The sequence below is a fragment of the Bacillus salacetis genome (genome assembly GCF_049177075.1).
GTDB lineage: Bacteria > Bacillota > Bacilli > Bacillales > Bacillaceae_B > Rossellomorea > Rossellomorea salacetis_A.
In genome coordinates, this window is record NZ_CP185377.1 from 2,544,656 (window position 1) to 2,564,645 (window position 19,990).

Sequence of the window (19,990 nt, forward strand, 5' to 3'; positions counted from 1 at the left end):
TATATAAGTGATAAAACTCAAAAAGGACCTCACCATTTAGGTAAGATCCTTTCAAAAAAACACTTTTAAATACGGAAAGCGATTTTCCCCAAGTTTTCGCTCTGCTTTAAACGGTTGAATGCAGCTTCATATTCATTCAGGTTATAAACGCTGTCCACTACAGGTTTAATGCCATGCTTCTGGATAAATTGAAGCATTTCCCTGAATTCCTCGGCACTCCCCATTGTAGAACCAAGGAGGTTCAGCTGCCCATAAAAGAAATGGCGGATATCTATTTCGATTACGTCCTCTGTTGTGGCTCCAAAAGTAGCAACCGTCCCGCCTTTTCTGACTATTTTAAGTGATTTATCAAAAGTGGCTCTGCCAATACTCTCGATGACCACGTCGACTGTTTCACCTTTAAGCTCTTCATTCCAGTCACTGTTCGTGGATATGCTGATGTCCGCTCCGAGCTCCCGGGCCTTCTCTTGTTTCTCTTCACTCCGGGAAGTAACAATGACTTTAGCTCCTGCAGCTTTTGCAAATTTAAGCAGGAAGGTCCCTACCCCGCTGCCGATTCCTGGAATCAAGACGGTATCCCCTTCTTTTACTTTTGCACGGGTAAATAACACCCGGTAAGCAGTCAGAGCTGCTAACGATAAAACTCCTGCCTCTTCCCAGTTCAGATGATCCGGTTTCTTCTCGACATTTTCAGCTGGCAGAGTAATATACTCTGCAAATGTACCGTTGTCCGGAAGTCCGACAATTTCAAACCCAGCTGGCGGTGCATCGCTGTTTTGATTCCATCCAAGGCCTGGATTGATGATGACCTCATCGCCCGCAGCTATATTTGTGACCCCTTCTCCTATCTCTTCTATTGTTCCAGCTCCATCTGAACCTACAATTAAAGGAGGCTGATCTTCTTTATGCCTGGTTAACACGATAAGATCCCTTCTGTTTAGCCCGGCCGTTTTCAATTTAATTTTCACCAAACCGCGGCTGATCTCAGGTTCCTGAAAATCTCTGAGCGAGAGCCCTTCCATTCCTTGCTTTCCTTCATGTAAGATCGCTTTCATATTTCTCCTCCTTTGTTCCTATATCGATTATGTATTCGTCTTTTCAAGGATACCTTACAGACTTTTGACAACTTTGATGCTGTCTTCATCAGTAGGATCCACAGCTTGAGGGATATCAACGGTGGTCCTTAAAAACGTTTCTGTTTTATCATCTGAAATTGGATGTTCTTTTGATAGGGAGAACTTGAATGGAATCCGTTTCACTTCCTCTGCTTTCACGACCCCGATTTCATCTAACGCATATCCATGCAGCTCTTTTTCATGATAAGAAAAATCGCTGTCTTCCCGGTAATCATCTGTACGGATAAAGACGGTCAGAACAACTTTGTTTACCTGCTGGTCTGATAAGCCCCCTTCAATCACAACTTCTCCCTTCAAGTCACTTGATGGTGTCAGTGTAGGATTTTCCACAACGGTATCTACCTTGATATTACCGATACCAATGCTAGACAAAAAGTCTTTCCACATGCCTTGTTCACCCTTTCTAAATTAAGTAATAAACCCAAGATTTATCCAATCTATTGCTTTCGCAGAAAATGATACTAACTACCAGCCAGAAAAGCAAGAAATACACCAAGTGATGGAAAAGGAGACCAATATGATCGGCCTCCTTTTCCTTTCAGTAACTTACAATTCGACGAAGTTCTTTACAATATCAATCGTACGTTCGATATCTTCGCGGCTGATATCAAAATGGGTAGTAAAGCGGACTAATGCCGGACCGAATGTGACAGCCAGCACACCTTCTTCCTTCAGGCGGTCAGTAAACTCAGTGGAATTCATCCCCAGCTCAGAAACATCTGCCACGACAATATTTGTATCCACCCTATTCACAACGCTCAATCTGCTGATGGAGCTTAACCCTTCTGCAAGCATCTTGGCGTTTTCATGGTCTTCAGACATTCTTTCTCTCATATTGTTCAATGCATAAAGCCCAGGTGCTGCAATGATACCAGCCTGTCTGAGTCCCCCGCCTAAACGCTTTCTCCATTTTCTTGCCTTTTTAATGAAATCTTTATTTCCGGCAATTATAGAACCCACCGGAGCACCCAGGCCTTTTGACAGGCAGACTTGTACGGTGTCACAGTACTGAGTGTATTCTGTAAGGAGAACGTTTTCAGCCGCAACCGCGTTGAATAACCTTGCACCATCGACATGAACAGGTACTCCATGTTTTTGGGCAACTGTATAGATTTCCTTCATGTTTGAAGAAGGAACAATGGCACCCCCAGCACGATTATGGGTGTTTTCAAGACATATCAGACCCGTCTCTGGAAAGTGCTGGTCATCTTCCCTGATCGCTGCTTCCACTTCTTTTGGGTCCATTGCCCCCCGGCTGCCTTTTATTGTCCTTGGCTGCACACCTGCAAACGCTGAAATTGCTCCAGATTCATAGTAAAAAATATGTGATTCTGCTTCCATGATCACTTCATTAGCCGGTGAGCAATGTGTCAAAACAGCAATTTGGTTGCCTTGTGTTCCACTTGTCACAAATAATGCGGCTTCTTTTCCCAATAGTTCTGCTGCTGTTTCTTCAAGTTTAAGGACAGTTGGATCTTCTCCATAGACATCGTCACCAACAACAGCATTCATTGCAGCCTCTCTCATTTCTTTCGTCGGTTTTGTCACAGTATCGCTTCTTAAATCGATCATTGAAACCACTCCCAAATATGTAATTGCCCCTATTATTTTCCTCTTTCAAATTATAACATTCTTATTCTCTTTACGTCTTTTTCCCAGTAATTCCTAGTAAACTTATCTAAAATATAATTATAGGAATATTCGGACTTTTTACCTCTTTTCTGTGGTAATCTTATTAATATTGATTGAACATCCAGAGGAAAATTTTCATGGTTTATCCACTATTTCAGGGATTCTTTAAGGGGTGGTCAGGGGTATTTTCCCAAGTAGCCAGATTCGTTCTAAACGAAGGATTATTTTATACTATTACTATAGATAGAGAGGAGAAACAATCGTGACGATCGGAAGCAAAATCCGTTATCATCGCATGAAAAAGAAACTAACCCAAGAAGAACTTGCAACAGGGATTCTTTCCGTCTCTTATCTTTCCAAGATTGAGAATAATCAAACCACCGCCTCTGAAGAAGTGATAGAACTTCTCTGCAAACGACTCGGGATTGTTTTACTTCAGGAAAATGATGAGGTCCTTAAAAAAGCATTCTCGGATTGGAATAAGGCACTATTGAGAAACGATCATAATGAAGCTGTCCGCCTTTATGAGCAGGTTTCAAGTCAAATCACACAAATTGATGATATGACCCTCCTCAATAGTTTCCTTATCCTTAAGATCCGCTATCATATTTTATTAAAAGATTACGAGAGCCCAAGGGACATCATCACTACACTTGAAAAAAACTATAAAGTACTTTCGGATAAACTGCGGTTCTATTTCCATAAGTTTGCCGGCAACTTTTGCTACACCCAGAGCCAATTCGAGAAAGCCAATAATCACCTTAAAGATGCGGAGCATTTCTTTGTTCTTGGAAGCATACTGGACAATGAGGAAAAAGCAGATTTATTTTACTTGAAATCACTTACCCTTGTCCAATTAAGAAAGCATGCCCTTGCCATCCATTATTCAGAAGAGTCCCTGGCACTCTACCAAAGTCTGTATCATAACAAAAGGTGTGCTGAGATCCATTTGCTTCTTGGTGTGTGCTATAGAAGGATTCAGAACATACAAGAGGCCATCACGCACTATGAGTGGGCAAATGAAATCAGCAAGAATATCGATTACCCATTGCTGAGAGGAAATGTCGAACAAAATCTGGGATATCTGAAGTCAATGGATAGCCGTATTGAAGAAGCCATTTCACATTACCTTAAGAGCCTCGAATTCAAAAACGACGATCAGGCCAGTAAATTGACGACCATCCTTGCTCTTGTTAAGGAGTACTACAAACTCAAAAGATTCGACGAACTGATGAAGTGGCTTAAGGAAGGAATTCTTTTATCACAACAGCAAAAGAATAGGGAGAAATATTATGAATTCCGAATCTATGAATTTGCAGCTAATAAACTGGATGGGGAATTTGAAGAATTTATGAAAACCGAAGCCCTCCCCTTTTTTGAAAAAACGGGGAACCCTCATCTTCTGGCCCAGTATTCTAAATTTCTTGGTAACTATTATCAAGAAATTAGAAAATATAAATATGCTGCACATTATCTTACTAAAGCTAATGTGGCATATGAAAAAATAATAGGATTATAGGAGGAGATTCAGAATGAAAAAACTGAAAAGAATCACGATTGCCGCACTTGTACTTGTTGCCCTTTCTGCTGTCGGAACATCCGTCAGCGCTCAAGAGGAAGACCTGCCGCCGCCAAACGGCGGAGCACCTGCTCTAACTGAATAAACATATCTAAGGCTCCTGTCTCCCAATGGAAACAGGAGCCTTTTAACGCTTTAAAGCAATGGGGGACAGTCCCCCGCCGCTTTAAAGGATGAAAGCGTTTTATTTATAAATGGTAAATTTACGCAGTACATAGTATATTTAACTTGTAAGCTACTTAAAGGGGGATTTATAAATGGCTTCAAAAGAGACAAAACTAGAGAGATATGCCGATTTACTTATCCGCGTGGGAATCAATCTTCAGGAAGGGCAAACGCTCCTTATCAACGCTCCTGTTACAGAGGCTGATTTTGTTGCCCAGCTGACAGAAAAAGCTTATGATGCCGGTGCCAAGAATGTCCTTGTTGATTACTCGGATGAAAATCTGACTCGATTAAAAATGGAAAAAGCACCTGAGGAAGGATTAAAAGACGTTCCTTTATGGAAAGCCAAAGGGCTTGTTGAAATGGCAAAAAACAATGCAGCTGTCCTTAATTTGACCTCTCCCAACCCTACCTTGCTGAAAGGTATAGATGCAAAGCGTGTCGCAGTGGCCAATAAGGCGAGCGGTGAAGCATTCAAGGATTTCCAGCCTTTCATATCTGGAGGGCGAATCAGCTGGCTGATCGCTGCCGTCCCTTCAAAATCCTGGGCAAAGAGTGTGTTCCCTGAATTATCTGAAGAAGAAGCTGTCGAAGAATTATGGGAAAAGATCTTCTACACGACCAGAGTCGATCAGGAAAACCCTGTGCAGTTATGGGAAAAGCATATTGCTGACATGACCAAGAATGCTGACCATCTCAATGACCGTTCATACCGAAAACTTCATTATAAAGGTCCTGGTACAGATTTCACTGTAGAACTTCATCCAAAGAGCAAGTGGATTTGCGCCCAGTTCAATAACGATCAGGGTGTTAATTTTGTTCCTAACCTTCCTACTGAAGAAGTTTTCACGATTCCAGTACGTGATAGTGTTAATGGAACAGTCAGCAGTACCAAACCATTGAATTACAGCGGCAACCTGATCAATAATTTCAGCCTGACATTCAAGGATGGAAAAGTAACAGAGTTCAATGCCGAAGAAGGATATGATACGTTAAAAGGATTGCTGGAAACGGATGAAGGCGCCTCCTTCCTTGGAGAGATTGCTCTTGTTCCGCACAACTCTCCTATTTCGAACACTAATATCATTTTCAACAACACTTTGTTTGATGAAAATGCTTCATGTCATATTGCTCTTGGAAATGCCCTTTCTATCTGTGTTGAAAATGGAAAGGAAATGACCCAGGATGAACTGAAAGAAATCGGCTTTAATGAGAGCCTGACACACGTGGATTTCATGATTGGTTCAGCACAATTGGATATTGACGGCGAGCGTGAAGATGGAACGATCGAGCCAATTTTCCGAAGCGGCAACTGGGCATTCTAAAAAAAGAAGAGCCGTATCCCCTCCACGGGAATGCGGCTCTTCTTTTTATAACTTCAGTCTTTGTCAGACTCGCTGCCTTGCTTGGTCCCTTTGCTTGTGTATGGTTTGGCAGCAGCTTTTTTCTTTGCACTTTTCTGCCAGCGGTTCCAGCCTTTTTTTCCAGTCCCTCTGCCTGTTCCGCCGCCTTTACTTTTACTCACTCTATCAACTCCATTAAATGCTCATTCAATATTATTAAAGATTCATTATATCAAAAAACCTCCACAATAAACAAAGGTGCAGATAAGAAATCTTTCTTCATCTCCTTATTCCACTATACCTTTAAGGTTTTACCTCCTCTCATTCAGGGAAAGGAAAAATTGAAGACTTAGAAAGGAGCGATAATCATGAAAGAATACTATGTGGTACCTAATAAAGATGACACCGGCTGGTATGTAAAAATAGAAGACGTAGCTCCAACAACGCTTTACAATGGCCGTTCTGAAGCTATTGATGAAGCTGAGCGCCTTGCAAAAGAAAATCAGCCGGCAAAAGTGCTGGTTGAGAATGAAGACCAGGAAGTCATAAGCGAGAAGACCTTTTCCTAATATGAACTTCAAAGAAGAAGCCTGAATCAGGCTTCTTCATTTTGCTTTTTTTAAATACCATATATTACCCTTATTATTACAGAAGAATTTCAGATAAAACATTTTCAAGTCATACATAATCGTTTATGATTAATATAACAGTATTTAAAGGAGATTTACTTCTTATGAAAAGCACCCTTACTAAAACGAAGGTTTTTTCAGTCGGAGCTATGCTCTTACTTGTCTTATCATTAATTTATATATCATTCAAGACACAGATTGCTGAATCGAAAGAAAATGATTCTGCAGAATATGCTGGTATACCAACTGTCTTTGTACACGGCTATAAAGGAACTTATAATTCTTTTAAAACGATGCTCTACCGCTTTGAGGATAATAAGTGGGGCAAGAGAGAACTGGTGGTGTATGTTTCTGCAGAGGGAGCACTTACCTGGAAAGGTTCACTCCATAATGAGTCCGAAATGCCGCCTCTTGTCCAGATTGTATTCGAGAAAAATAAAGCATCCATTGCAGAAACTTCCAGCCGCCTTCAGAGTGTCATGAAAGGCTTGAAGGAAAAGTTTGGTATTGAACAAGTGAATATTATCGGTCATTCCATGGGTGGACTGGTATCTGCGCATTACTTGGAAACGACAAACGGGAACAATGAATATCCGGAAACACTAAAATTCGCGGTTATTGGGAGTCCTTTTGCTGGTATTTCTGATGATTCCTACCACAGAGTGAATACCGGCGAAGCCGTCATTGATTTAATGCCCGAATCTGACGCATTGAATGCCCTTGTTGCTAATCGCGAAAACTTCCCTTCCGACCTGGAAGTACTGGCGGTTGCAGGATCCGGAGACCAGGTTGTTGATGTGGAAAGCGCATTTGCAATCCAAAACATTGTTAGTGAAGAGCGCCTGCAAAAGCGCCTAATTGAAGATGTGTCTATTGATCACAGCGGTTTGCATGAAACGGAAAAGGTAGATAAATTGCTGAAAAAGTTTCTATGGAACTAGAAAGAATGCCTGGTGAAAATACCAGGCATTCTTTCATTTTCAAAGGAAGTACCCTCTCCAGCATGTAACTGCACAAGTTTATCTTCCCCTCTTCAACAAAAAGCTGCCACAAAAATGTGGCAGCCTCCTTTTATTGACCAAATGCCATATTCTTATTTTTACCTTTAAGGATCTGGAATACCCCATATGCTGCAAGTCCCAGAGCCACCAGCCCCAGCATCCATTGTCCAAATGGCTGCTCTGCAATTTTAGATAGTGCTGCATCAAGCCCTTTTGCATTATCGGGATTGGTAGTGATTGCAGTTTGAATGAGGAAATAGCCAGTGATACAGAATACGACACCTCTGGCCATCAATCCTGCTTTCCCGGTTTTCTTTCCTAGTTCATATTCTTTCTTGTCCATCTTGCTTCGATGGAAAGAGTCAGTAAACTTTTCACTGTAACCTTTATAGATTTCATAAATACCAAAGCCAATCACGGCCGCTCCTGCCAGGCCAATCATCCATTGACCAAATGGCTGGGAAAGGATTTCAGCTGTTATAGTCTGTTTGCTGTTTCCACCACCGCTGCTGCTTCCTGCATTAGAAGCAAGTTGGACCGCTCTATATGCAAGTCCAGCATATACAATTGCACTAAATATAAAACCGATTCTTATTACAATTCCTTTTGCATCATGTCCTTTGTTCTGCGGGTCGGTGATCGCTTCAACGATTTTCCAAATGACATAACCGGCCAGACCAATAGCTAATATCCATAGGATTACTTCACCAAAAGGCTTTGTTGCTATTGATGCCAACGCTCCCTTGGTTCCTGTGGTTTGTCCGCCTATCCCTATGGCGGCCATTAGTGCAAGAATACCAATCAGGAGGTACACGCTCCCTTTAGCCACATAGCCCATTCGCCCGAGTCCTTTGACCCATGGTTTTGCTTCATGGGCACCCTTTTTGGCTTGTCCTTTCGCCTGTTCTTTATTCATTACCGATTGCTCCTCTCGTTTGTAGTTGTTCTTTGTCTTTGTCCTTTAATTTCCCACTTTTTATAATAGGAAAACTTATTTTAAGCACTACATGTTAGATTCATAAGAAAAAGGAATACTAATAGAGGAAAACATTTCTTATAGAAAAGTTGAGGAAATTTTCAGTTATTTCCCCGGAAACCGCAATATATGACAATATTTGATTCGATAAAGCAAATTCTGTTTAAAAAAGGAGAATTATCGTGAAAAAAGCTGTTTTTTTAGATCGAGATGGAGTGATCAATGAGGTTTTGTCCAAGAGAGTGAAGTTCGTCAATAAACCCTCTGATATTCATTATCTTAAAAAAGTGCCTAAGGCAATAAAAATGCTTAATGGTAAAGGATTTAAAGTTTTTGTCGTCACGAACCAGGGAGGCGTAGGCCTCGGTTACCTTACGGAAGCAGGATTGGATAAGATTCATGAAAAGATGAAACAGGATATTGAAAATGAAGGAGGCTTTGTTGAGGAGTTTGCAAGTTGTATCCATAAGCCGCATGAGGGATGTGAATGCAGAAAACCTGAGGCGGGAATGATCTTGTCCCTCGCTAACAAACATGGAATCGACTTATCACAGAGTTATATGATTGGAGACAGGGAGCCTGATATAGAAGCGGGAAAAAAAGCTGGCTGTTCCACTATCCTCATTGGAGATGACGATCCAGAAAATCTGGCGGACCGTCACTTCCCCTCTCTATATGAAGCAGCAATATATTTATGCGGACAATCATGAACTTCAGAGTTTCTCTGAAGTTTTTATATGACAGTTTTTAGGGACCACTAATATTTGAATCTATTTAACTATAAAAGTAAACTTATGATTAGTCATTCATTCTATTTAAATTGTGGAGGAATACAGTCATGAAGTATTTTTCAAAAAAGATAACCAGCTTCTATAAATCCTTCTTAATTCTGTGGCTGATCATTGCGCTATGTCTCGGCTATTTTGCTGCAGGGCTTCCAGATATACTCGGGGGTGATGGTTTCAGAACGGACGGTGAATTTGAAGAGGTTAAAGAAACCCTCACCGGTGACTTCGATTTTCCAGAAAGTACACTACTTCTTTTATTTGAACAAGGCAAGGACAGTGAAACAGTTTTTGAAGAAAAAATCCAGACCACCCTTAACGATATAGATGAATCTGTTAATTCAGCAATTATCCAATCTCCTTTGACGGATGATTCTCTACGAGAAGGAGGAACAGCTTATGCCTCCATCTCTTTTGATCAATCTGATATTAAAGAAGAAATAAACATCATTAAGGAAAAGATCCAATCCAAAGATAATGTAGTATTGACCGGTGGTCCGGTGATATCTGCCGACATTAATCAAGCCAGCCAGGATGACTTGAAACGAGCTGAATTGATTGGCCTTCCGGTTGCATTGCTTGTTCTTCTCTTTGCTTTCGGAAGTATAATAGCTTCAGTAGTCCCGATTATCATTGGCGGAATTACTGTCGTCTCCTCCCTTGGAATTTTAACAATGATAGGCGAAGACATCGAATTATCTGTTTTTCTTCTGAATGTCGTACCTATGATCGGACTCGCATTAAGCATCGACTTTGCCCTTCTCTTCATTAATCGTTATAGAGAAGAGCTGCTTAAATCTGATAAGCTGACAGCAATCCGAACAACTATTCAAACTGCAGGCAGGTCTATTGTCTTTTCAGCTGTTTGTGTGTTCATCGGATTGGCAGCCATGAGCGTAATTGAGATTGATATCTTTCAGACCATTGCCATTGGCGGTATGGTCGTGGTTTCAATCGCTGTTATTTCATCCCTGACCCTGCTGCCATCTGTACTAATTATCCTGGGACCTGCGATTAATAAATGGATGGTGATCAATCAAAGTGATGGATCATCAAGCGGCTGGCGAACATTTGCCCGTTTTGTGATGAAAAAGCCGTTAGTCATTTCCATCTCTGCACTGGCCATTTTGATTATCGGAGTATTGCCTGTCGGGAACATGAATCTTGCCATTCCGGAGATTGACTCACTTCCCGAAAGCTATGAGTCCCGCCAGGCCATTGAAAAAATCCAGGATACTTTCAATATAAATGAAGGCAGCCAGGTTTACGTCATTGCAGAACGTGATGGTGACTGGACAAGCGAAGAAGGATTAGAAGAAATACAGAGGCTTTCTGATGCCCTTGAAGAAGATGCAATCGTTGATTCCGTCACTACTGTTTTCACAGAAAGCAAGATTGATTCACCCGAAGCCTTGTACGGTGCACTTCAACAACCGGAAAGCGCTGAATCATTAGCTCCATTATTGGCATCCTTGATCAATGAAGATCAGCTCCTCCTGCCTGTCGAGTTGTCTGAAGAAGAATCTTCAGAGGCAGCCAAAAACTGGATCAGGGAATGGTCTTCTAAAGAGTGGGATTACCCCTTGGCTTTCGGTGGAGAAGTGAAATTCAACCAGGAAATCTTTGATGAAATTTATGACAAAGTTCCTTTAAGTCTCGGAATTATCCTGATATCAACTTATTTCATTCTCATGATAGCTTTCCAATCCATCATCATTCCATTGAAAGCTATTCTGATGAACATCATCGGTTTGACTTCAACCTTCGGCATACTTGTCTGGCTTTTCCAGGGCGGCCATTTTGGACTTCAGGCTTCAGATATTGCCCTTGTCCTGCCAGTTCTTGTCTTCAGCCTTGTTTTCGGCTTGAGTATGGATTATGAAGTATTCTTGATTTCGAGGATTCACGAGATCTATTTGCAAACGGGTGATAACACAGAGGCAACGATAGAAGGGCTCACATCGACAAGCAAAATCATTACCTCTGCTGCCTTGATAATGATGGTCATCACTGGAGCGTTCGCCTTTACCGGTGTCATGCCTGTCAAACAGATTGGTATCGGAATCGCTATCGCAATCTTTATTGATGCAACTATCATCAGGATGCTGCTTGTTCCTTCACTGATGAAGCTACTTGGTGATTGGAACTGGTATATGCCATTTATGAAGAAAAATAAAAATATAAGAAAAAATGAAGATTTTACTGTCTAATGAAAAAGCTAGTATAGAGAACCTACTCTCTATACTGGCTTTTTTATTTTCCTGGATGAAAAAGCAAAATCGTTAATGAGGTGGTGGATCTATGATAAGGTTAGAGAGAGAAGACTGATTCGCCAATAAATTTTTCAGGGTGAAAATATTTCCCTTCAGTAGCGGTTTGAATAATCCCTAATTACTTCGGCTGATTAAAAGAAGGGCTCGAAAGAAATGCACAAGGAGGCTGAAAGAGTGAATAAAGCCGAATTTCATAATATGATTAAAGCTTCATACCCGTTTGACCACTTATCTGAAGATCAATTAGAATATTTAGTCTCGCATGCCCAGTTCCAGAAGTATGCCAAGAACGAGTTCATATTTCACGAAAATGAATCACAGGAAGAACTGGATGTTTATTTCCTAATCTCCGGAACGGCCAAGAATGTACTGCACAGGCCATCCGGAAAACAGGTTTCTCTGCGATATTACTATCCCGGTGACCTCGTCGGCCTTATGATTCTCTGGACTAGCGGGGATATGAGTTTTTCCGTACAGGCAATTGAAGAATGCACATTATTCCGTTTTAATAAGAAGGTTTTCTTCGATATGCTGACCAATAACCAGGACTTTTCCCAGATCATCCTTGAAAGTGTCGGGAACCGCATGAAAACTCTTTATGATGAGATTAAGTATAAGGAATCTCAGGAAGATTCAGCTGACTTATCCTTATTCCGCACCAGAGTCAATGTCCTGATGGATTCTCCCGTCACGCTCCCTAAAGAAGCCACAATGGAAGAAGCTGCTCAAAAAATGCTTGATGAAGAAGTGGAAGCGCTTGTTATAACCGACAGGGAATCGGCTCTAAAAGGAATAGTCACTCAAACGGATATCCTCCGCTTTTTAACCAGCAGCAAAGAAACTCCTTCCGTTTCAGAGTGGATGAACAGGAAGCCCTATTGGGTAAGGGATGAATCTTTTGCCTATGAAGCATTGTCCCTATTCAGATATGAAGGGGCAAAGTTTGTCCCTGTTCTGCGAAATGGCATTGTTGTAGGTATATTGACAGGACTTTCTTTTGTGAACATCCATGATTCCAGCTATCTGGATCTGTCTTACAGCATAACGTCGGCTTCAAGCACAGAAGACCTTATCCCTTTATCTCCAATTGAGAATAGTACGTTCACATCCTTTATCAGCAGCTTGCTTGATCAAGACAGTTTTGCCTATAACGTTAGTGAAGTTTTAACCAATTATAATGACCGGCTCTACCGTAAAGTCATTATGCTTTCTGAAACAGAGATGATTCAGGAAGGTTTCGGCTCCCCTCCTGTAAACTACTGCTTCATCGTAATGGGAAGCCAGGGCCGAAGTGAGCAATCTTTCAACACCGATCAGGATAACGGCATTATCCTTTCAGACTATTCCCATCTTGACAATGCGGGTGCAGTGGAAAGTTACTTTGAACGGTTTACAGAAAAAATCAATACCAAATTGACTCTCTGCGGGTTTCATGAATGTACCGGGGGAATCATGGCCAAGGAACTGAAATGGCGTAAATCATACAAGGAATGGCTCAGAGCTATAGATGACTGGCTTCATGAAATTGATGCGGAAGAAGTTCAAAGCTTCACGATGTTTTATGATTTCCGCCCCATCTTCGGCGACTACAGTCTTGCAGAGGATATCCGCAGCTATATAGCTGAAAAAGCCAGGAAATCACTGAACTTGCAGCAATTGCTGCGAAAGGACGCCATACGCTTCCGCATTCCCGTCAACGCCCTGGGAAGAATCAACCTTAAAGGCAGAAACAAACGGTTTAACATCAAGAAAGCAGGTTTAATGCAAATCGTCAATATGGTCCGCATCCACTCCATTAAACATGGCATCAAGGAAGTGAACACTGTCCAGCGCCTGGAAGCATTGAAGGAAAAGAAAGTGTTCCACCCTAGAGATGCAGAGAATACGAAAACAGCACTTCACTACTTGCTGTACTACCGTTTGAATCAAAACCTTTCTGAACTGGCTGAAAATCGTGAGCTTACAAATGAGTTGCCAGTTGATCAGATTTCTAAAGAAGATAAACGAAAACTTAGAGAAGCACTTCAAATCGCAAATCGAATGCAGCAAGTAATGGAGATCAGCTTCAATCGTAACCGGGTGGTTTAAATTATGAGTGATGCTAAATTTAATGTAGGATACCGAATTTTGAAATATTATTTTTGGCATAGATATTTATTTAAAAAACAAGTGGAGAAAGCAAAGAAAAATCCTTCATATCAAAAATTGAATTCAATGCTAAAGGAATTTGAAGAAGAAAAGCCCCTTCTTCAGCAGCAATATCTTGAGAATTGCATTTTTACGATCTTTGACCTTGAAACAACGGGATTCTTCCCGGAAATAGGTGATGAAATCGTTTCTATCGGTGCGATAAAAATGCAAGGAGAACAAATTCTCGAAAAAAAGACCTTCTATGAAGTCATCAACCCGCTGCAGACCGTCTCAGCTGAAACTAAGAAGTTCACTGGGTTAAAAAGAGCTGATTTCATCAAAGCGAAGACTTTGCCAGTGGGCTTAAAGGAGTTTCTGGATTTCTGTAAAGGAACCATACTCGTTGCTCATCCGGCCTCTTTTGATATTAATTTTCTACAAAAACGAATCGGCAAGTGGGGCCTTCCCTCTTTTGATCCAGAATTCATTGATTCTTACGCACTTGCCAAAGAGCTGCTGAATGAACAGGAATGCTACCTGGATGACCTGGTGAAAAAGTTCCAAATTGCCAAAAGAACCCGCCACCATGCATTGAATGATGCAATCATGACAGCGGAGATTTTTCAAGAACTGATTAAATTATGTAAAGCGAACAAGATTGAGACGATTAAAGAACTGCATGAAGTTGCAGGAACAGGGGCTTGAATTTTAAAGAGGCAGCCGGCGGGCTGTCTCTTTTTGTGACTCCTTCCTCCTTTTTAGCTCTTGTGCTGTTCCGATTCGATCGGAATTGCGACTCTGTCTCCCCTTCTAATCCCTGTGCTGTCCCGATTCGGCCGGAATTGCGACTCTGTCTCCCCTTCCAACCCCTGTGCTGTCCCGATTCGGCCGGTATTGCGACTCTGTCTCCCCTTCCAATCCCTGTGCTGTCCCGATTCGGCCGGTATTGCGACTCTGTCTCCCCTTCCAACCCCTGTGCTGTCCCGATTCGGCCGGTATTGCGACTCTGTCTCCCCTTCCAATCCCTGTGCTGTCCCGATTCGGCCGGAATTACGACTCTGTCTCCCCTTCCAACCCCTGTGATGTCCCGATTCGGCCGGAATTGCGACTCCTTCCTGTATCTTATGTCCGCCTCTGTCCAAATCCTGATGAACCCAAACAAATAAAAAAAGCGCCCCTAAATAAGGGGCACTTTTCACTCAAGTTTTATCGGATCTGGCCGTTACCAGTCATCATATATTTTATTGTAGTCAGTGCAGGCAGTCCCATCGGTCCGCGTGCATGTAGTTTCTGTGTGGAGATACCGATCTCTGCACCAAAGCCGAGAGCTCCTCCATCAGTAAAGCGAGTGGAAGCATTGTGATAGATTGCTGCTGCATCAACAAGTGTCATGAACATCTTAGCAGTCTCTGCATTATCCGTTACGATTGCTTCAGAGTGCTTTGTACCGTATTGTTCGATATGGTTGATGGCATCTGCAGCAGTGTCCACTGTTTTTACAGCGATATCCAGGCTCAGGTATTCATTTGCCCAGTCTTCTTCTCCTGCTGGAGTGCATCCGGGAATCGTTTCGCAGGCATGCTCATCACCATGCACAGTGATGTTATGCTTATTGAATGTTTCAATCAGCTGTCCCTTATTTTCTGCAAGCCACTCACGGTGAATGATCACTGTCTCGGCAGCATTACAAACTGCAGGGCGATCTGTTTTTGCATTAACCAGGATATTAAGCGCCATTTGTACATCTGCATCTTTATCAATGTAGATATGGCAGTTTCCGACTCCTGTTTCAAGGACCGGCACCGTTGCATTATTGACAACAGCATTGATGAGTGCGCCTCCTCCGCGGGGGATCAGCACGTCAACATGTTCTTTCATAGTAAACAGCTGCTGTGTAGCTTCACGGTCAGTTGTATTGATGAACTGTACTGCTTCTTTAGGGATCTTCGTATTTTCCAAAGCATTATGCATAACGTCTACAATCGCTTTGTTTGAAGTAATGGCATTTGAACCGCCTTTTAAAACAATGGCATTACCTGATTTCAATGCAAGACCCGTCGCATCCACTGTTACGTTTGGACGTGCTTCATAAATCATTCCGATAACACCCAGAGGAACCGTTACTTTTGCTACATCCAAACCGTTCTCCAGTGTCCAGTCGCTGACTGTCAATCCTGTAGGATCCTCGAGTTCAGCAACTTCACGAAGACCATTCGCAAAATCAAAGATACGTTCTTTTGATAAAGACAGGCGATCCATGAAAGCTTCGTCAAAACCTTTTTCACGGCCGCGGCTGAGGTCTTTTTCATTGGCTTCCAAAATGGTTTCATATTGTTCTTCCAATGTTGAAGCAAGTGTCAAAAGAGCTGCGTTTTTCTCTTCTGTCGTTAATAAAGATAGTGATTTTGCTGCTTTCTTTGCTGCAATCGCTTGTTCTTCTACATTCGTTTTATTGGCTGTTAAAGTCATCCAATACCTCCATATAGTAAGTTGTTTTATTCGGTTATTATAAGAATGATTTCTTAGACACCAACTGGGATCGGTACTTCCACGTGACAAACCAGATGGTCGATCTCTACTGCTGCATATTCATATTTTTCAAGTTCTTCTTCAGTCATCTTATTGAGTTTCTTCAGTTCATCAGAATCATAGTTTACGACACCCAAACCGATTTCTTCTCCATTGATGTCGGAAATTCTGATGACGGCACCGCTCTTGAATCTTCCTTTGACGGCATAGATCCCTGTGGCATCTAAGCTCTTCTTGCTTTCAAGGATGGACTCTTTGGCATCATTATCAATCGTGATTTCTCCCTCGGGCCCTGAATTGAAAGCAATCCATTGTTTCTTGGTGTCGAGATTGATAACATCTTCTTTCGCTTCAAAATAAGTGCCTTTCGCTGCGTCATTTGCTGCGTCATAGATAATGTTAGCAACTCCGGCTTTTCCAAGGAACGCTGGAATTCCTGATGCCATCGCGATTTTGAAAGCATCGATTTTTGAACGCATTCCGCCCGTTCCGACCGAACTGCCGGGTTCACCAGCCATATCTTCAATTTCAGGAGTAATTTCATTCACTTCTTCTAGAAGTTCCGCCTCTGGATTTTTACGCGGATCATCATTATATAGTCCATCGATATCTGACAGTATGATCAACTTATCAGCGTTCACCAGTCCAGCCACTTTCGCGGATAACGTGTCATTATCGCCGAATTTCAATCGGTCAATTGTGACGGTGTCATTTTCATTGACAATCGGGATAATTCCGCGTTCAAGCAGTACGTTGATTGTGTTTTTCGCATTATTGTATCGGTTCTCATCAGAGAAATCACTCCTCGTGATGAGAATTTGAGAAGCTACATAACCATTTGATAAGAATAGATCAGAGTATGCCTCAATTAACAATCCTTGACCGATAGATGCTGCTGCTTGTTTTTCCGGAAGTGTGCTTGGTCGTGTCAGGCATCCTAACTTTCTGTATCCGGCCGCTACTGCACCGGATGAAACGAGCAATACCTCATGGCCATCATCTTTCAAGCGTACGACTTCATCTGTCAGGCGCTCCAGCTTTCTGCGGCTCATCTCCCCGTGAAGGCTTGTTAAAGAACTGCTTCCTATTTTGATTACGATTCGCTTCTTCTTGGTGTCCGGAGACATCTTATCACTCCTGTAAAATAATTATTTATATCTCTTTGCTTTAGTACACTAAACCATTAAAAGGGACTGTCCCTCTTAGTGCGTTAATGCGTTAATTCGCTAAAATGTTAGTGCGCTGAGGGACTGTCCCCCGCTGCGGTGATGCGTTAGTGCAGCGAAGAATCCCTTCATATGTTGAATTAATTGGCGACAAGCACCTTTTTGAATTGGGAACTGATTTCTTTTGAACGTTTTTCAGCACCTTTGACGGCTTGAGCAATCGCTTCGCCTCCGCCAAATTTCGCTAGTGCGTCAAGACCAGCTGCTGTGGTTCCATTCGGGGAAGTTACATTTTCTCGTAACTGTGCGGGTGTTTCCTCACGCTCCATGATCATTTTCGCTGCACCTAAAATGGTTTGGGCTCCGATCTGGCGTGTTACTTCCGGATCAAGACCGCTATCTTTTCCGGCTTTTTCAATGTGTTCCATCAGATAGTAGAAGTAAGCTGGCCCGCTGCCTGCAATCCCAGTGAAGATATCCATTTTCTCTTCGTTTATTGTATAAACCTCACCGATGCATTCGAGTAATTCAGCAGCTACCTTCATGTCTTTTCCTGTTGTGTTTTCTCCTGCAGATATCGCTGTTGCCGATTCTCTCATCATACTGGATGTGTTAGGCATCACTCTGATGACCTTTTGGCCTTCAGGAAGCCCCAATTCCATATGTTCTGTAGTAATACCGGCTAATACAGAAAGAATGACTGTCTTCGGATTGACAAGGTCTTTAATCGATTCCAATACTGCGTCGATATCTTTTGGTTTCATTGCTAGTATCAGCATATCTATTTCATCAAAGTTTAGATTGTCTTTTGTTATAGCTGCAACATCATATTTTGCTTTAAGCTCTTGTAAACGCCCTTGATTGCTTCTATTTGATACGATAATTTGTTCTGCAGGGATTTTGTTTGATTCCACCATACCCGAGATCATGGCCTCTGCCATATTACCTGCACCTAAAAAAGCAACCGTTTGTTTGTTTAGCAAAAATATCCTCTCCCAATAAATTTCTTTTTTTGTTCGTATTTTTGTTCGCTCTTTTTTCAACGTTTACAATCGTAACACGTACAAAATCATAATCAAGTGTTTAGCACAATGTTTAGTGTATATGGTTGAATTAGTTAGTGTAAGCGGTTCCATTTATTCGTGAGCGGTCCAAACCGAGAATAATCCCTGTATTTCCCTTCTCAAGCCGTTATATAGAGATTTTTATTTCTAAATTTTTTCGGACTATGCTTTCAGGAATAAAAAAAGAACCTGTAATTTCTGTATGAAAACCGGTTTATGATTTCCGCTCCAGGTGCACGACTCCGCGGGGCGGGCGGTGAGCCTCCTCGGCTTTGCCTGCGGGGTCTCACCTGCCCGCTAGTCCCGCAGGAGATCGCACACCTTCCGCTACAATCACTAAAAAAGGATCTTCAGGAGATTCATTCTAATCAAACCGTATGACTCTAAATTCTCAGTGCAAAGTATACAAAAAATAGTAACTCTATTTTCATTTTTCAAAGCCGTAAACTGGTCATAAAAAAAGAACCGGGTCTGTATCACCCGGTTCACCTACATTACTGATTCAGAAATTCCTGTAACTCTGCCTTGTTGGTTTCAAAATCGACTTCCAGTACAGAACCTGCATGCTCATAATAGCCATCCGTAAAGGAATCTTCAACTGGAATGGTCAATTTTTCGATTTCACTGCTGTTTCCTAACAGGATGTCTTTAACCAAACCGATTTGGTCGAGTTTGCTCATGTTTGTCTCAATATACGGCTGTGCTGCTCCGATCATCTTCGGAAGCTTTGTCACACTGCCAAGGCTCAAAGCTTCGTCTTTGACAGCTGTTATGACTTCCTGCTGTCTTCTTACACGTCCATGGTCCCCTTCTGCATCCTTACGGAACCTCGCATACCCTAAAAGCTCTTTACCGTTCAGATTCTGCAGTCCCGGCTGCAGTGAAACACCGATATTTTCCGACATGGCTTTTTCGACATCAATTTCGATTCCTTCTGGAGCCAGTACATCAATGGATTGTTCAAAGCCTTTAAAATCGACAATCATATAATACTGGACATCCACACCAAAGTTTTGCTTCAGGGTCTGTCTCAAAAGGTCAGGACCGCCCAGGAAAAATGCGGTATTGAGCTTATAATTTTGATACCCTGGAATCTCTACATACATATCCCTCATGAAGGAGACCAGCTTTGTTTCATTTGTTTTTGGATCTACCTGGGCAATCATCATCGTATCTGTTCTTGATTTTTCTTCACCGCGGCTGTCCACGCCAAGAAGCAAGACATTGATACGGCCATTCTTGTCCTTGACTCCGTTAAAGGTATAATTTTCCGCTTTAGGAGTATTGCTTTCCCCGGAAGCAAGCTGTGTACCCTGATAGAACTGAACAGCTGCATATCCGACTAAAACTGTTATCATGAGTAATAGGAAAAGAACGATTTTCAGTCCTCTCCTCTTCTTTTTCTTTTTATATTCCAAACGTGAATTCATACATGCACCTTCTTTACATTGGCTTTTTTCCACTGCAATGATTAAATCGGCAAGATCTGCGAAAATAAGCCTTAATTTTTTCTTTCATCATAAATCTAGTAGATTAGACGAAATTCAGCACAAAAAGTTTCACTAGTAAACTACTAAGTGAT

The 19,990-nt window shown here is 41.9% G+C and carries 19 protein-coding genes; 9 read left to right on the forward strand and 10 right to left on the reverse strand.

Annotated elements, in window-relative coordinates; translation table 11 throughout:
- Positions 1-65: 65 nt before the first annotated feature.
- The 3 genes from ACOJQI_RS13275 to ltaE form a co-directional block, all read right to left on the reverse strand.
- A complete protein-coding gene (locus ACOJQI_RS13275; RefSeq protein ID WP_421378569.1) occupies positions 66-1,055 on the reverse strand; it encodes a zinc-binding dehydrogenase in 990 nt (329 codons plus the stop codon).
- Between the two features lie 54 nt (positions 1,056-1,109).
- Positions 1,110-1,523 (reverse strand): sporulation protein, encoded by a 414-nt coding sequence (locus tag ACOJQI_RS13280; RefSeq protein WP_421378572.1) that lies wholly within the window; start codon positions 1,521-1,523, stop codon positions 1,110-1,112.
- Between the two features lie 159 nt (positions 1,524-1,682).
- On the reverse strand, positions 1,683-2,708 hold the full coding sequence (gene ltaE / locus ACOJQI_RS13285) for a low-specificity L-threonine aldolase (RefSeq protein WP_421378575.1): 1,026 nt from the start codon (positions 2,706-2,708) through the stop codon (positions 1,683-1,685).
- Positions 2,709-3,030: 322 nt separating this feature from the next.
- Here ltaE and ACOJQI_RS13290 point away from each other — a divergent pair, with 322 nt between their 5' ends.
- From ACOJQI_RS13290 to ACOJQI_RS13300, 3 genes are all read left to right on the forward strand, one after another.
- On the forward strand, positions 3,031-4,287 hold the full coding sequence (locus tag ACOJQI_RS13290) for a tetratricopeptide repeat protein (protein ID WP_421378578.1): 1,257 nt from the start codon (positions 3,031-3,033) through the stop codon (positions 4,285-4,287).
- Positions 4,288-4,300: 13 nt separating this feature from the next.
- Positions 4,301-4,432, forward strand: coding sequence for a hypothetical protein (locus ACOJQI_RS13295; protein WP_421378581.1), 132 nt, complete (start codon positions 4,301-4,303; stop codon positions 4,430-4,432).
- A gap of 172 nt (positions 4,433-4,604) precedes the next feature.
- On the forward strand, positions 4,605-5,837 hold the full coding sequence (locus tag ACOJQI_RS13300) for an aminopeptidase (protein WP_421378584.1): 1,233 nt from the start codon (positions 4,605-4,607) through the stop codon (positions 5,835-5,837).
- 53 nt (positions 5,838-5,890) lie between these two features.
- On the opposite strand, the gene ACOJQI_RS13305 is transcribed toward ACOJQI_RS13300, so the two are convergent.
- On the reverse strand, positions 5,891-6,037 hold the full coding sequence (locus ACOJQI_RS13305) for a DUF3934 family protein (protein ID WP_421378586.1): 147 nt from the start codon (positions 6,035-6,037) through the stop codon (positions 5,891-5,893).
- A 186-nt stretch (positions 6,038-6,223) separates the two neighbouring features.
- On the opposite strand from ACOJQI_RS13305, the gene ACOJQI_RS13310 reads away from it, so the two are divergent.
- A complete protein-coding gene (locus ACOJQI_RS13310; RefSeq protein WP_421378589.1) occupies positions 6,224-6,424 on the forward strand; it encodes a DUF2188 domain-containing protein in 201 nt (66 codons plus the stop codon).
- Positions 6,425-6,588: 164 nt separating this feature from the next.
- Positions 6,589-7,425, forward strand: a complete 837-nt coding sequence (locus ACOJQI_RS13315; protein WP_421378592.1) for an alpha/beta fold hydrolase — start codon at positions 6,589-6,591, stop codon at positions 7,423-7,425.
- Positions 7,426-7,555: 130 nt separating this feature from the next.
- Here the strand turns inward: ACOJQI_RS13315 and ACOJQI_RS13320 are convergent, their stop codons facing one another.
- Complete coding sequence (locus ACOJQI_RS13320; protein ID WP_421378595.1) at positions 7,556-8,401, reverse strand: DUF1206 domain-containing protein; 846 nt, start codon at positions 8,399-8,401, stop codon at positions 7,556-7,558.
- 242 nt (positions 8,402-8,643) lie between these two features.
- On the opposite strand from ACOJQI_RS13320, the gene ACOJQI_RS13325 reads away from it, so the two are divergent.
- The 4 genes from ACOJQI_RS13325 (at position 8,644) to ACOJQI_RS13340 (ending at position 14,354) form a co-directional block, all read left to right on the forward strand.
- On the forward strand, positions 8,644-9,171 hold the full coding sequence (locus ACOJQI_RS13325) for a D-glycero-alpha-D-manno-heptose-1,7-bisphosphate 7-phosphatase (RefSeq protein ID WP_421378598.1): 528 nt from the start codon (positions 8,644-8,646) through the stop codon (positions 9,169-9,171).
- A gap of 128 nt (positions 9,172-9,299) precedes the next feature.
- On the forward strand, positions 9,300-11,456 hold the full coding sequence (locus ACOJQI_RS13330) for an MMPL family transporter (RefSeq protein ID WP_421378601.1): 2,157 nt from the start codon (positions 9,300-9,302) through the stop codon (positions 11,454-11,456).
- 237 nt (positions 11,457-11,693) lie between these two features.
- The gene (locus ACOJQI_RS13335; RefSeq protein WP_421378604.1) at positions 11,694-13,607 is read left to right on the forward strand and encodes a DUF294 nucleotidyltransferase-like domain-containing protein; all 1,914 of its coding nucleotides are present in this window, start codon (positions 11,694-11,696) and stop codon (positions 13,605-13,607) included.
- Between the two features lie 3 nt (positions 13,608-13,610).
- Positions 13,611-14,354 carry a PolC-type DNA polymerase III gene (locus ACOJQI_RS13340; RefSeq protein WP_421378607.1) on the forward strand — a complete coding sequence of 248 codons (744 nt, stop codon included), beginning with the start codon at positions 13,611-13,613 and terminating at the stop codon, positions 14,352-14,354.
- Positions 14,355-14,407: 53 nt separating this feature from the next.
- On the opposite strand, the gene ACOJQI_RS13345 is transcribed toward ACOJQI_RS13340, so the two are convergent.
- The 5 genes from ACOJQI_RS13345 to ACOJQI_RS13365 form a co-directional block, all read right to left on the reverse strand.
- Positions 14,408-14,791, reverse strand: a complete 384-nt coding sequence (locus tag ACOJQI_RS13345) for a hypothetical protein (protein ID WP_421378610.1) — start codon at positions 14,789-14,791, stop codon at positions 14,408-14,410.
- Positions 14,792-14,855: 64 nt separating this feature from the next.
- Positions 14,856-16,118 carry a glutamate-5-semialdehyde dehydrogenase gene (locus ACOJQI_RS13350; RefSeq protein WP_421378613.1) on the reverse strand — a complete coding sequence of 421 codons (1,263 nt, stop codon included), beginning with the start codon at positions 16,116-16,118 and terminating at the stop codon, positions 14,856-14,858.
- Between the two features lie 53 nt (positions 16,119-16,171).
- Entirely contained in the window at positions 16,172-17,305 is a 1,134-nt protein-coding gene (proB, locus tag ACOJQI_RS13355) for a glutamate 5-kinase (protein ID WP_421378615.1), read from the reverse strand.
- Positions 17,306-17,484: 179 nt separating this feature from the next.
- Positions 17,485-18,327: a pyrroline-5-carboxylate reductase gene (proC, locus tag ACOJQI_RS13360; RefSeq protein WP_421378618.1), complete on the reverse strand. Its 843-nt coding sequence runs from the start codon at positions 18,325-18,327 to the stop codon at positions 17,485-17,487.
- Positions 18,328-18,902: 575 nt separating this feature from the next.
- The gene (locus ACOJQI_RS13365) at positions 18,903-19,838 is read right to left on the reverse strand and encodes an LCP family protein (RefSeq protein ID WP_421378622.1); all 936 of its coding nucleotides are present in this window, start codon (positions 19,836-19,838) and stop codon (positions 18,903-18,905) included.
- Positions 19,839-19,990: the final 152 nt, after the last annotated feature.